Source organism: Nocardia sp. NBC_00416 (assembly GCF_036032445.1).
Classification (GTDB): domain Bacteria; phylum Actinomycetota; class Actinomycetes; order Mycobacteriales; family Mycobacteriaceae; genus Nocardia.
Genome location: NZ_CP107932.1, coordinates 701575 through 714806, shown reverse-complemented (window position 1 = coordinate 714806; position 13232 = coordinate 701575). Strand labels below are relative to the sequence as shown.

The following is a 13232-nucleotide window of genomic DNA, read 5'->3' as shown; positions in this document are numbered from 1 at the left end:
GCACGCTCGACTTTCGCCCCGACAGAACCCGGAGCCGACCGTTATGCCCGTTCCTTCAACCGAAACCACCGTCCGCGATCCGGCCTGCGTGGACCCGATCCCTTCCGGTACCGCCCCGATCGACGACCACCTGCGTCAGGAACTACCGAAACTCCCCACCAGACGCGCGCACAACCAGTCGATGGCGGCCACCATCCGACTCTGGCACACCCGCAACCGCGACCTCCTCGAGCGCGTCGCCGCCGGCCTCCGCCACCTCGACCACCCGGCAGCCTGCAAGAGCACCGACCCCATCCGCGGGCGAGCACACGCCATCCACCTGATGGCCGACCACACCGAACACAACTGCCCCCGCTTCCGGCTCGCAGCCCAGTACATCGAGGCCCAACAGTGACCGCCGAACCGTGGGCCTGCGGCCCGCTCCCGGTACGTCCATGTCGAATCGTGGAGGGGCAAGCACTGTGACGGAACCGGACGCACCGACACGGGCGGTTGCCCTCCTGCACAGCACCCACAACCCGGCCACCTATGAAGCACTGACGCGGAAATACCGGCTGGTCATCGTCCACACCGTCCACACGGATGCCGTCGCCGTCCTGGCCGCACTGATCGCCGTCCAGCACGCCCTGGAACACGCCGCGGACGCGGTCGTGATCCCCCACCTCGGCACCCTCGAACCCCGCACTCCGTGGTGGGTGGTCACCCGAGCCGCCGGCCTGATCACCGGAACGCAGGAGTATCCCCTGGGGTCGGCCATCACCACACAGCACCGGACCGAGCAGTGATCACGCTCGGATTCGCCATCGCGATCGGCCTGCCACTCGCCGTGCTGATCTTGGCGGTGACGCTGCCCGAACACCGGGACAAACGATGAACCATCCGCGTGCCGAGAGGGCGGGCACAGCCACCGGACGACCGGCCGCCCCTGTGACCGGCCGGCGGTCAGATCAGCTGTCGGATGTCGCCGCGGACTCGGTAGAAGAAGCCGCGCTCGGGCTCGTCCACGTCATCGACCACATAGCGGGCACCGGAACGCCACAGGTCCTTGGGGAACTGGACCTCCAAGGACAACACGTGATCAGGGGAGACGGCGATTACACACTGCTCGCCGTTCTGCAGCACGCATTCGACGACAACGCCGCTCCCGGCATCGGAGGTGACCTCGACGGTGTTGCCGGGCACCACGGCGGAGATCTCCGGAGCCGTCACCGACACCGTCTCGGGCAGCACACCCTGCTCGGCGTCGCGGAAGGCGGCCTCGCTGACGTCGAGACAGGCGAGGGTTCCGGTGGTGGTGACCAGGTACAGCTTGTCGTCGTGGTACTGCATGGAAGAGGCCGAGCCGCAGCCGGTGGCCCATTTCCACGCACCGCATCGCGACATGTCCCAGCAGTACACCGAGGAGCAGTCGTCCCCGGCGAAGACGCGGCCGTCGGGGGCGGTGGCGCAGGACTGTACCGGCGCATCGCACAGGTAGCCGATCCCCGCCCATTCGTTCTTGCCGACCACCTCGACAGAGTTGTCATCGGTGCCGGCATAGAACGCGTTCTCGTCCTGGCAGCCGGACAGGACCGCGCCATCGGTGTCCTCGTGACACACGCGGTATCCGGCTTCCAAGTCATATCCGGTGACACCGGCGGAATGCCCGTGGTAGACGGCGTGCGAGTCGATCTGGATCACCCCGCCCTCGTCGCCGGGATTACTCCACAGCAATTCCCCGTTCCAATCGATCGCGGTGATGACACCTTTCCGGTCGGCGACACAGAGGCGGCCTTCATGGATGTCGAGCGAGTAGACGTCGATCTCGGCCGGTATTTCGTAGGCGACTCGCGGCACCGTGCCGGACAGGTCATAGACCTGGTTGTCGGCGCACGCGGCGTAGATCCAGAAGCCATCGGCCACAACGCATTCGACTGCACTCGGCAGCCGGAATCGGCCGGTGACCACGCCCTCCGGCGTCACAGTGAACACGTCACCGCTCTCGGTGCCCACCCAACAGCCCCGTTCGTCCACGACGACACCGGAAGCGGCGGCGCCGGAATGAAAACTCCACAGCACCGGCGCGGACTTCACATCCTCGGACTGTTCGAAACCGATGTTGTTCCCGATTGCCATAGTTCGCCTCGTCGCTTCGTCGGATCAGAACGCGACAAGTTAGCAAGGGACACCGACATTCGGAAGCCGGTCACCTGGCCGGCTGCCCGTCAGAGGCCGGGGCGTGCAGCCGGCAAGATCCGGTGCTTCATCCGGGCTCCGAAGTCCGGCGCAGTAGATGCGGTGGATGATGGTTCGATGACCGACGTCCGTGACGACCATGTGAAGGTCCACTTCCGAATGGACATCGACGAGGACGGTTGGCCACCGGCTAGCGTCGAGAGCCTATGGGCGGTGAACCTCGTTGACGGTACGGCGCGGTTGGAGAATACGCCCTGGTTCGTCCGCGGAGTCGCCAACGGGGACATCGTCACCGTGGAGCTGGATGACGAGGGTGTTCTCTGGGCCGGGGAGACGGTCCAGCGGTCGCGGAACTGCACTATCCGACTGATCGTGCTGAAGGACGACGGCTCGGCTGCCGCCCGGCAGAGTGTGCTCGAGATCTTCCACCGCCTCGGCGCGACAGGCGAAGGCCTCGAGCGGTACCGGATGGTCGCCTTGGATGTGCCGCCGGAAGCGAACCTGTCGAAGATCCGCGAGCTGTTGGAACACGGTGAAGAAATGAAATGGTGGCACTGGGAGGAAGGGTGCGTTACCCCGGCATGGGCAGCCACAGCTCGAGGGTGAGGCAGCGGGCTCCGCGGCGATCAGGACAGTGACTTCGAAATGGCTTCGACCCTGCTGGATGGCGACCTCAGCGGGCTTCCGCTGACTCGGTGTCGCCGATGATCTGCTGGAGCCGAACAAGGATCATCCAGTTACCCGAGTCCCGGAGAGAAGTTGCCCGGACTCGGTAACTCCCTGGATCCAGGTCGACGAGGAGTTGATTGTCGGGCTCGATCTCTGCTCCCGCCCATGCCGAGTCGAAAAGCACGACGGGTTCTCGTACTTCCCAGACAAGGTCTTCGTCCGGATCCCACGTGATGTCTCGCAGTACTCGCCGCACCACGTCGGAGCCGGCTGCCGCCCCGCGCAGGAACACCCGCTCACCGGGGAGATAGGTCGTGCGAGCGGGTTGATCGCCGAGAACCAAGGCCTGCTGGGAGCCGATCGCGACCAGGCCGATGTAATTCCGCACCGAGCAGGCTCGGCCGTAATCGCCCCACGTCTCCACCGGCCCATCCATATCCTCGGCGCCGCCCCAGTGACCGAGTTCGGATTCAGGGGCGATGAGCAAAGGGCCTCCGGCGGAGTGAACCCAGGTGTATGGCATGACGGCTCGCTCGTTTCGTTCGGTCTGCTCGCTTGCGCTCACAATTGTCGACTACCGGTTCCTCGGGCTTCGGCCGACCACCGCACCGGCGGTCCCGGACGGCGCGCTGCGGGACAGCTGACCCCGGCCACGAACCGCTGCCATCAGATAAGTCGACGCTTCACCGGAGCGATAGCCGAACCGCCCGGTCCACCGTGATCGCGACAGCAGGCGGAGTAGTGATCACTACCTTCCCAGGAGGAAGATGCCGTGGAAACGCCTGACCCCAGCATCGCCGAACCGACCGAGTCGGTGATCGGCGTCGCCGAAGGCGCAATGCGCGACTACTAGATATACCCGGTCGCCATCAGGAAGAACCAGTGAGTGCGCGTAACACGAGATCGGCCGAGTACGAAAGCGTTGTGTCCAGTAGTGATCAGTAGAAACTGCCCTGGCACAACACAACTGATCACATATCATTCCGACCGGAGAAATATGCTCGGCTTCGCAACCATCGACAGACAGCCGTCCACCGACGCCACCGCAGTGTGGCTGACCACCCGTCTCGGCCCCGATCTCGTGCGCAACACCAATGCGGTAGTGATCCGGCACGACGACCCTGATCACGACGAGAAGGTCTGGGCGCTCACCGCCGACCGCTCGGTGGTCCTCACCGAGAACACCGAGCCGCCGATAACAGTCCCACCATTGCGGAATTCCCAGCGGGATTCGCCGACCGCGTGAAGCCGGAACCACTGAGCAGACGAAGAGAGCCTCGGTACGACACATGACTACCACCGAAAGCGCCGAACTCACCTTCACGGCGGAGTTCACCGAGGCACTCTCCCGCCTGCACCGCGGCGACAGCCTCTTCCTGACCGGCAAGGCCGGCACCGGCAAATCCACGCTGATCCGGGAATTTCTCGCCACGACCGAAAAGAAGGTGGTCGTAGCCGCGCCGACCGGTGTCGCCGCCCTGAATGTAGCCGGCCATACCATCCACAGTCTGTTCTCGTTCCGGCCCGATACCACTCTCGACGAAGTCCGCAGCGGCCGATACTTCCCTATACGATTCGCTCCCGTCCTGCGTGAACTCGACACACTCGTCATCGACGAAGCATCGATGATCAGGGCCGACCTGTTCGATAAGCTCGCCGCCGCGTTGCAACGGTACGGCCCGCGGCGCGGCGCCCCGTTCGGCGGAGTGCAGGTTGTACTGGTCGGTGATCTGTTCCAGCTACCGCCCGTCGTGCCGGACAGCGAAGCGGAATTCTTCACCACACACTACGAGTCGCCCTATTTCTTCTCCGCCGACTGCTACACGCGGGAGCGATTTCCGACCATCGAGCTGACCCGAGTGTTCCGCCAAGTCGGCGACGCGCGCCTGCTGGAGATCCTCGCCGCCATCCGCGCCGGCACCATCGACCCACCGCTGCTGGCGGAACTGAATACCCGAACCGAAGCGGACTTCCGGCCTCCTGTCAACGAGTTCTGGCTGACCCTGACCACCACCAACAAGAGCGCGGACCGACGGAACCGAGACCAACTCCTCCAGTTGGAGCAACCCGAAATCACCCATCGCGCTGCGGAAACCGGGCAGCTGGACGGTTTCGACCGGCCGACCGAACGGGAACTCGCCTACAAGGTCGGCGCGCAGGTCATGCTCCTGACCAATGACGGTATGGGCAGATGGGCGAACGACACGATAGGCCAGGTTGTCGCACACCGAATCGAAGATCGTAAACCTGTCGTCACGGTGAAACTGCCCTCCGGCGTCCGTGTGGATGTCCGTCCGCACACCTGGGAGATCACCCGCCCGGTCGTCGAGGCCGGTGTGCTCCACAGTGAGGTCGTCGGCACCTTCACCCAGCTACCGTTCCGGCTGGCCTGGGCCATCACGATCCACAAGGGACAGGGCCAGACCCTGGACCGTCTCGTCGTCGACCTCACCGGCGGAACCTTCGCCGACGGGCAACTGTATGTCGCGCTCAGCCGTTGCACATCGATGACGGGCCTGGTACTGCGGCGGCCCGTTGCGGCCAAGGACCTGAAGACCGACCTGCGGGTACGGCGATTCCTCGCAACAGGAGAGCGAGCCCCGGCCTGCCTGGGTCCGGTGTACCTGGGCGTCTGCACGGTCGGCGAACAAGGGTGGCGAGATCATCCGAGGCCGGTGGAAATCGCCTTGATCACCGACGACGGCAGCGAGATCACCACCCTGATAAACCCGGAACGCGATCTCGGAGCCGCCCGCGCGGACTACGCCATCGCCGCCGCCGACGTACTACTCGCACCGACCCTTCCGCTGGCCTGGGCCGCGCTCGCCCCGTACCTGGCCGGACGGACCCCCATCGGAGCAGATATCGACCACAACCTCCGCTACATCGACGCCGAACTCAAACGCAACGGTCTCGCCGTCGCCATGCCCATCGGCACCGACCTGAACCCGGCCGAACTCGCACCGGCGGACCGCGACCGCCTCGACGCACCTCGCGCCATCGACCGCGCCCGCGCCGTCCGCGATATCGTCGTGCGCCGGCCGGGGCCGCCGCCGAGTGCCGGCATATTCCCACCCGCCGCTCCTGTATCTGGATACTTGCTGTGCCGGGGCGGCGGGCCGGACTGTTTCCGCGCCGACGGCATACCTCCCGCGGACAAGACCAGCGAACAAGTCCTCGCCGAACACCTGCACGCCACGACCGCGAAGATCAGGCCCGACGACGACACCCGAGCTCTGCTACGTGACCTCGAACGTAGGCTCGGCTATCCCCTCCTGGCCCCCGAGCACGCCCAGACCTCGGACGATATCGCTGTAGTCCTGGTACCCGGCGCGCGGGTCTGTTTCACCGGAAGATTCACAGACGACACCGGAAACCTCTGGGACCGAACCGAGCTGGAGCTTCTGGCCCAGCAGTACCGACTCGTACCCGTCGCCACCGTCACCAAGACGAAATGCGAGGCGTTGATCGCCGCCGAGGTCGGCACGCAGTCCGGGAAGGCCAAACAGGCGGTCAAATTCGCGAAGCCGATCTTCGCTGCCCAGCAGTTCCTCACTTGGGCACAGAGCCAATAGCCGCATTGTGGCCGACCGCGTCGTGTGGCGTGCACCGGCACTCAGGAGTATCCCCTGGGGTCGGCAGTCACCAGACAGCACCGCACCGAACAGTGATCACGCGGATTCGTCATCGCGATCGGCCTGCCACTCGCCGTGCTGATCCTGTCAGTAACTCTGCCCGAACGACGGGAAAGCCATGAGCCATTGGCGCACCGGAGACGCAACCACAAGGCCCCTTACGTAAGAAGGCACCAGGTGTGCATCATTGGACCATAATGCACACCTGGTAACCATCTTCACGACTTGCGTTGTTCGGTAATGTCATTCGATGTGGCCGGATCTCTGAAGCCACTCGGTCGTCTACCGTGTCTACACGGTGTTGGGAGGAGCAGGCGTGGATCCGTTGACCGTTATCATAACGGCGTTGATCGCGGGGGCAGCTGCGGGTGGCCAGGATGCTGTATCGGCGGCCGTCCGTGACACTTATTCGGTTTTGCGGAACCGGCTCACCAGAGGAAGCGATCCCGGCGCTGTCGCAGTGATCGAAACGAACGAAACAGCACCGGGTTCCAGTATCGATGAACTCGAAGATATGCTGCGGCGCGCCCGGGCGGCCGAAGACAGGGAGTTGCGATCGGACGCGGAGGCTTTGTTGTCGCAGTTGCCGACAGGTCGGGTCGACGACGCTCGCAGCAGGATCGATCTGAGACATGCTCAGGGGGTGCAGATCGGTGATCACGGCGTCCAGCACAACAGCTTCGGATGAACAACGACGCTCGTGATACCGGTCCGTCAATATGTGGCGCGGCCGACCAGACCGACGCCGGTTCGGGCCAAGTGGATGCGCGGACAGCGCAGGGTGTTCAGGTCGGTGATCACAACACTCAGGTGAACTACCATTACCACGACACGTGCAACGGCAGTATGGCCCCGACCTCGTCGACGATGGTCACGGGTGAGCCGATCACAGCGGGCATTCCGCCGACACCACGTATTTTCGTCGGCCGTGAGCGCGAGCTGCAGCTCATTCTCGACGCCGCCGCCCAGGACACTCGACTGATGACGATCTATGCGATCGACGGCATGGCCGGGGTGGGAAAGACCGCCCTCGCCATTCGTGCAACCCACGAGTTGGCCAGCCGGTTTCCCGACGGCCGGTACTTCGTCGAGCTCCATTCTCACACTGTCGGCCAGAAACCGGCGAGTCCGTTTGACGTGTTGGGCGGGCTGCTCAGCAGGCTAGGTATGGATCCGCATGACATACCTGACGCGCTAGTCGAACGCCGGGATCTGTGGCGCCACCACACCGCCGACAAGGCAGCCTTGGTAGTCCTAGACGATGCCGCCGATCGTCACCAGGTGGAGCCGCTTTTGCCCACCGGTCCCCGCTGCCTGACGTTGGTCACTAGCCGCCGCCGGCTGATCCTGCCGGACATGCAACCCCTTGAAGTGAAGGCCTTTACCCCTGTCGCAGCTGCAGAGATGTTCCGCACCCTCGCTCACCGCCCCGACCATGCCGGGGAGTGGGCGGTGGCCGAACGAATTGCCCGAGTATGCGGGTATCTTCCGCTCGCCATCGGGCCGGTCGCCGGAAATATCGCCCATCACCCGGCCTGGACGGTCACCGACATAGCCGAGCACGCGGATCAGCTTGCCGCGGCGGCGGACCGATTGGCCGCCCTGGATCTACCCGGCGATCCGCGAGTGCAGGCAGCATTCAGACTGTCCTACGAGGCCCTCCCGAAATCTCGGCAACTGCTGTTTCGGCGGCTCGGTCTACACCCTGGCCCCGAACTAGAGGCCAACGCAGTCGCCGTACTTGCTGACGTTGACCCTGATACTGCCCGTCAGGAGCTGGAGGCACTCTACACAGATCACCTCATCGACGAAGTGGCACGGGGCCGGTACCGGTTTCACGATCTGCTACGCGAATTCGCCCACGCGCTCACACCTACGGACCCGGCGGCCGAAAACACACGGGCGGTCGGCCGACTGCTGGACTACTACCAGCAAACCGCAACCCCGGAGTACCGATGGGAACCAACCGCTCCCGATGCGGCCGCTACAGGGGATCTCGACAGGGAGAACTCCGCAACTCGACTGCGGTTGTTGACATGGATGCGTATCGAGCAGACAAATCTCATTGCCTGCCTGGACTACAGCGCCGATAGGGATCCGTCCCGGATGGTCCAACTAACCGCGGCCATGGCACCTCTGCTTATGGAGGACGGGCCTTGGCCTCTCGCCACACAACTACACCAGCGCGCCGCTGACGCCGCAAACCATCTCGGTAATCGCCTCGACGAAGCCAATGCCCTGAACAACATCGGCCGCATGCGTTGGGGCACCGACGACTACGAGGCCGCCGACGAAGCATTCCAGAAGGCCCTCGACCTCTACCGCCAGATCGGCAACGAACTCGGCGAGGCCAACTCCCTTGCTGACCTCGGCCGCGTCCGAAGGGCCCTCAACGAGTACAAACCCGCGGCCGAACTCTTACTGAAGGCCCTCGCCCTCTACCGTCGAATCGGCAGCCTTGTCGGTGCAGCCGACGTCCTCAACCTTCTCGGCGAGATCTGGGAGGCAAATGGCGGTCACGAGACCGCCGAGAAACTGTCTCGGCAAGCTCTCTCCTTCTACCGCAAGATCGGCATCCTCCGCGGCGAAGCAGAATCCCTCGACACACTCGGCCGAATCCGACAGGCCGCCGGAGATCACAAGGCTGCCAACGATCTATTTCGGCAGGCCCTCAAGTTTCACCGCCAAATCGGTAACCGGTCCGGTGAAGCCTACGCCTTGAGCAGCCTCGGCAAAGTCCAAGCGGACACCGGCAATCAAAAGGCTGCCGACGGACTGTTTCAGCAAGCCATCGCCCTTCATCGCCAGGTCGGGAATCCCTCCGGCGAAGCCAGCGCTCTGAGCTCTCTCAGCCATGTTCGATTGAACGCTGGCAGCTACAAGGCCGCCGAGGAGCCTGCCCGGCAGGCACTCGCCCTCTACCGCCGGATCGCTGACCGTCCCAGCGAGGCTCACATCCTTCATGTCCTCGGCTTCATCCGGCGCGGAACCCACGCGTATGAGGCTGCCGACGAGTTGTTTCAGCAGGCCCTCGGCCTATACCGCGAGATCGGTCACCGCGTCGGAGAATCCGACAGCATCAATCTTCTAGCTCAGATCCGACTTGACACCGGCGACTACGGAGCCGCCGTCGAACTGGCCGAGCGAGCCCTCGCTATCTATCGCGAAATGAAGAATAGCCGCGGAGAAGCCAACACCCTCAGCTTCCTCGCCCATGCACGTTCGCTCATGTCTGACAATCAATAATTGGCACGCGGTAACGGCCTCTGAGGTTCCCCCAGCCCCGGCCGGACCTCTCGCTCCCACGACATCGAAGTCGATAGCCGGAGCGGATATGATCTTCGGGTGTGCGCATGGAGGGGGAGCATGACCACCGCGAAGACCCATTGTTATGGTGTGTCGCACATGACCGGAGACCAGCTGCCGAGAGGTCGATCCGCGCGGGCGGCCCATCATGCCTGAGCTGTCGGTCGATCTGTCCGCACTCGCGGGGTTCCGTCTCGACATCGGGGATATCGGAACCATGTTCTCGACCAGCAGCACTCGCACGCTCGACGGACTCACCCTGCCCGCCAGCACCTCGGGACTGCTGGCCACCGTGACGCCCATCCTCACGGACTTCCGGACTGCGTTCGGCGTGCTACACGGGCAGGACCGGACCACTCTCGACGCCTACGCCACCAACTTGGCCGACAACGCCACCCGGTATCAGGCCACCGACGGATCCACCGGGCAGACCCTCGTCCAAACCGGTCAGCAGCTGACAGGAAGCACCGGCGCCACGGTCGAGGGCTCCGACGGTGGGGTCACCCGATTCACGGGATTGTCCTTGTCGGTCCCCACCATCGATAACGAACCCGCCTACGCCATCGCCCGAACCCTCACCAGCGTGGTCGAAACCATCGGCCCATACGACGACGTGCTCGGCAGTGCTATCGGGATGAGGCCGGCGACAGACTACCTCACGCCCCTTATCGGCGACTGGGAAGCACTGCAGGGCATCGCCATACGCATCCGCTCGCTGGGTATCACCGACTACCTCACCGCACAAAATCTCACCAACGGCGCCACCTGGCTACAGCAGTTCTGGACAGGGGACGCCGCCCGGGCTTTCGCCCTCACAACCACCCAGTTCGCACAAGCGGTGGATACTCGCAGTCTCGACCTCGACATCGTCGCGAAGATCGTCGAGTACGCCGGACGTGCTCTCGAACGCCAGGTGTACAACCTGGCTCTCACCCTGGCAGCCGCAGTCGTCGCACCCATGACCTTCCACAACATGACCCTGCCCCTGGCCTCGTGGGCAGGCTTGATAGACAAGCCGATCGACGAGTCCACACGCTCCGATATCACCGCGGCAGTCGACGACCTGAAACGCACAGCAGAATCCGGAAAGAATGCCGTGACCACACTCATCGACCACATCACCCGGGCCTTGAACTACCGTCCCGGGCAACCCGCACCCACCTACAATTCCACCGATTTCGACATCCCCGACAAGGTGACCGTCGATCTGGGCACACACCGCTACGGGTTCGGCGGAAACACGTGGTGGGAGGATTCCATTGCATCGGCCGGCTGATCCTGCGCTCCCCGCGGACCGTGCGGTCCACGGTTCGAGGACCGGTGTCATCGACAAGGTGCAGGCCGCCAGGTACAGCAATGACGCCGCTCTGGCTATGGGCTTTTTCAAGGCCAGGGGATTCGACTTCGCGGCGGATATCTTCTCCGCCTACCTCGACAACAATGGGCCGGACTTCGTCTACGAGATCAGTCCGTCCAACGTCGAACGGATCATCGCAACGAGCGGCGCGAGAGAACAGGTCGCCAAGTGCCTGGAAACAATCAAGGACCAGGCGCGGCGCGACCCCCAGACCGGAGTCACACGAGAGCTGACCTCACCATGGCTGGGGGCAGAGCCCGAGGAGGGCGATATCGGCTACGCGGTAGGGCATTACGATGTTGCTGTCGGCAGCGACACCACACTGTATTCAGAAGACGGTGGACTTCGCGCAGAGATCATCTACCGTATCTACATCTACGAGTTCTACAACTTCGACCACAAGAAGCAGGACACGTTCCGATTGAATATCGGAACGAACATCAACAACGAGATGCGGGAACTCGAAGAATTCGGCTGGGCCCGGAGTTTCCGTGTCCACGGTGAAGCGCCACGACTCGAGCGATGGATCGGAAAGCTTTGATGCACCGGATTATTCGACGAGCAGCCGTCGGTGTGGCGGCATGCATCGTTGTGTCGACTGTCGCGGGGTGCTCGACCGATGAGGAAGAGGCTCGCGACCTGGTTGAATGCGCCGGCATTTTCTTCCCTGAGGGGATGGATGCTTTGTGGTCGTGGACCGACAACGCCTTTCGCGAGGCAACCTCGGCAGCAGTAGTCGATATTCCCGCCGACTCGGTCGGTGAATTCACGCGGTTGTCCGGGTTCGGTCGGTTCGAGCCCGGAGTTCCTCCGTCGTGGCAGTCTTACTGGCAGGACAGCGGAATGGCCGACGTCCTCTCGGTCGATACGGGAAACGAACACTCGATCGACGAATACCGCGATCCACGCCGATACGTTGTCATCCATGACGGAGGCGGTGAAACGCGCCGGATCTTCGTGCGCACCGACTGCTGAACCTGGATCTACCGATCCGGTGATGGGGACTGCCTGTTGCCATGGTGGCAGCGCGGTCCCGGTTACCAGAGCTGCGCTGGAACCAGGACTGTCCAGACCTGCCCCGGCGCGAACGGGATGGCTGTCCCGGTGGGGGTCGTATAGCTTGTGCCTGCCTGTGGGGAGGGCCGGGACCACACGGCCGGGAACGATTGACCGTCGCGAAGTACGAGTGCCGGACCGCTACCGGTCGTCTTGGCCAGGGGTGAGACGCTGCCCGCGACATCGCTGACGGCCGAGTTTTGCACCTGCACACTCTGCAGCACGACCGTACTCGCCATGACCTGCCCGGTATCGGCCTCGGTGTAGGCAGCACCGTCCATGGACACCAGCCACCGCTGATGGACGGGTGACCAGTCGAAACCGATCACGGTGTCCTGATACCGCGCTTCCCGATATTGCGTGGGCTCGCCACCGGCGGGCGCAGGACCGAAGTGCGGTTGCGAAGACGCCGGCCAGCCGCCGCCTTCCGGCAGCTGATCCGAGCGGACGAACATGTTGTGCGGAGCGACGCGACTGTAGTCGCGGAAGTACGCCGCAGGTTGCCGCTCGGCCGAGGCGTTCAGGAGCGAGGACTGATCGACAGCGGCAACCAGCTCAGGAGCGGCACCAGACGATGCCAATGTCGGGTTGCCGAACTGGTCCAATAGCGTCAGATCCGTTTCCCGCGCGCTGCGGACAGGTCCGATCACGGGGGGTTTGTCGGCCGAGAACACGGCGGCCAACCGGCTCAAACCGCCCTCGACAGGCTCGACGTAGACCAAATCGGCAGCTCCGAGCCCTACCGGTGGCCGTGCCTCCGGGCTGTTGTCTATCTTCGCGACCAGCACAGACTCCCCTCCCCGGGAGGATGTGTCCGGAGGACCGCGCTCGGGCCGGGGGCCACTGCTGCATGCGAACGTCGCGCACATCCCCAGCGTCGTCAGGAACGCGGCTATCCACACCCACCATCGCTGTTGCATAAGGGTAACCCTTTGACACACCCAATCCTACGCCCAACTTGACCAGGGCAGGAGTGGCCGAGCCGACCCCTGGATGAGGCTTATGCCCCCGCAAGTTCACGAGACCTGATATGC

13 protein-coding genes are annotated in these 13232 nt (G+C 63.9%); 10 read left to right on the top strand and 3 right to left on the bottom strand.

Annotation, left to right across the window (positions count from 1 at the left end; genetic code table 11):
• Positions 1–43: 43 nt before the first annotated feature.
• Entirely contained in the window at positions 44–394 is a 351-nt protein-coding gene (locus tag OG804_RS03285) for a hypothetical protein (RefSeq protein WP_328393706.1), read from the top strand.
• A gap of 67 nt (positions 395–461) precedes the next feature.
• The gene (locus OG804_RS03280; RefSeq protein WP_328393704.1) at positions 462–785 is read left to right on the top strand and encodes a hypothetical protein; all 324 of its coding nucleotides are present in this window, start codon (positions 462–464) and stop codon (positions 783–785) included.
• A 157-nt stretch (positions 786–942) separates the two neighbouring features.
• Here OG804_RS03280 and OG804_RS03275 read toward each other — a convergent pair whose 3' ends face one another.
• Positions 943–2115: a molybdenum metabolism regulator gene (locus OG804_RS03275; protein WP_328393702.1), complete on the bottom strand. Its 1173-nt coding sequence runs from the start codon at positions 2113–2115 to the stop codon at positions 943–945.
• Between the two features lie 219 nt (positions 2116–2334).
• On the opposite strand from OG804_RS03275, the gene OG804_RS03270 reads away from it, so the two are divergent.
• A complete protein-coding gene (locus OG804_RS03270) occupies positions 2335–2781 on the top strand; it encodes a DUF4265 domain-containing protein (RefSeq protein WP_328393700.1) in 447 nt (148 codons plus the stop codon).
• Between the two features lie 67 nt (positions 2782–2848).
• Here OG804_RS03270 and OG804_RS03265 read toward each other — a convergent pair whose 3' ends face one another.
• Positions 2849–3367 (bottom strand): Imm21 family immunity protein, encoded by a 519-nt coding sequence (locus OG804_RS03265; RefSeq protein WP_328393698.1) that lies wholly within the window; start codon positions 3365–3367, stop codon positions 2849–2851.
• 474 nt (positions 3368–3841) lie between these two features.
• Between OG804_RS03265 and OG804_RS03260 the strand changes: the two genes are divergently transcribed.
• From OG804_RS03260 to OG804_RS03230, 7 genes are all read left to right on the top strand, one after another.
• Positions 3842–4090, top strand: coding sequence for a hypothetical protein (locus OG804_RS03260; protein ID WP_328393696.1), 249 nt, complete (start codon positions 3842–3844; stop codon positions 4088–4090).
• 43 nt (positions 4091–4133) lie between these two features.
• Complete coding sequence (locus OG804_RS03255; protein ID WP_328393694.1) at positions 4134–6419, top strand: DEAD/DEAH box helicase; 2286 nt, start codon at positions 4134–4136, stop codon at positions 6417–6419.
• 376 nt (positions 6420–6795) lie between these two features.
• Entirely contained in the window at positions 6796–7167 is a 372-nt protein-coding gene (locus tag OG804_RS03250; protein WP_328393692.1) for a hypothetical protein, read from the top strand.
• A complete protein-coding gene (locus OG804_RS03245) occupies positions 7164–9725 on the top strand; it encodes an ATP-binding protein (RefSeq protein ID WP_328393690.1) in 2562 nt (853 codons plus the stop codon). Before OG804_RS03250 ends, OG804_RS03245 begins: the two co-directional genes overlap by 4 nt.
• Positions 9726–9933: 208 nt before the next feature.
• Positions 9934–11061: a hypothetical protein gene (locus OG804_RS03240; RefSeq protein ID WP_328393688.1), complete on the top strand. Its 1128-nt coding sequence runs from the start codon at positions 9934–9936 to the stop codon at positions 11059–11061.
• 58 nt (positions 11062–11119) lie between these two features.
• Positions 11120–11683, top strand: coding sequence for a hypothetical protein (locus OG804_RS03235; RefSeq protein ID WP_328393686.1), 564 nt, complete (start codon positions 11120–11122; stop codon positions 11681–11683).
• On the top strand, positions 11665–12117 hold the full coding sequence (locus OG804_RS03230) for a hypothetical protein (RefSeq protein WP_328393684.1): 453 nt from the start codon (positions 11665–11667) through the stop codon (positions 12115–12117). The genes OG804_RS03235 and OG804_RS03230 overlap by 19 nt, the downstream gene beginning before the upstream one ends.
• A gap of 62 nt (positions 12118–12179) precedes the next feature.
• Here the strand turns inward: OG804_RS03230 and OG804_RS03225 are convergent, their stop codons facing one another.
• Entirely contained in the window at positions 12180–12986 is an 807-nt protein-coding gene (locus OG804_RS03225) for a DUF3048 domain-containing protein (protein WP_328393682.1), read from the bottom strand.
• Positions 12987–13232 lie beyond the last annotated feature (246 nt).

What these genes read in the sequence shown, in the direction of transcription:
- OG804_RS03245 (WP_328393690.1), top strand. Translation starts at nt 7,164, where the DNA reads ATGAACAACGACGCTCGTGATACCGGTCCGTCAATATGTGGCGCGGCC.
- OG804_RS03260 (WP_328393696.1), top strand. Translation starts at nt 3,842, where the DNA reads ATGCTCGGCTTCGCAACCATCGACAGACAGCCGTCCACCGACGCCACC.
- OG804_RS03285 (WP_328393706.1), top strand. Translation starts at nt 44, where the DNA reads ATGCCCGTTCCTTCAACCGAAACCACCGTCCGCGATCCGGCCTGCGTG.
- OG804_RS03230 (WP_328393684.1), top strand. Translation starts at nt 11,665, where the DNA reads ATGGATCGGAAAGCTTTGATGCACCGGATTATTCGACGAGCAGCCGTC.
- OG804_RS03275 (WP_328393702.1), bottom strand. Translation starts at nt 2,115, where the DNA reads ATGGCAATCGGGAACAACATCGGTTTCGAACAGTCCGAGGATGTGAAG.
- OG804_RS03240 (WP_328393688.1), top strand. Translation starts at nt 9,934, where the DNA reads ATGCCTGAGCTGTCGGTCGATCTGTCCGCACTCGCGGGGTTCCGTCTC.
- OG804_RS03265 (WP_328393698.1), bottom strand. Translation starts at nt 3,367, where the DNA reads ATGCCATACACCTGGGTTCACTCCGCCGGAGGCCCTTTGCTCATCGCC.
- OG804_RS03255 (WP_328393694.1), top strand. Translation starts at nt 4,134, where the DNA reads ATGACTACCACCGAAAGCGCCGAACTCACCTTCACGGCGGAGTTCACC.
- OG804_RS03270 (WP_328393700.1), top strand. Translation starts at nt 2,335, where the DNA reads ATGGACATCGACGAGGACGGTTGGCCACCGGCTAGCGTCGAGAGCCTA.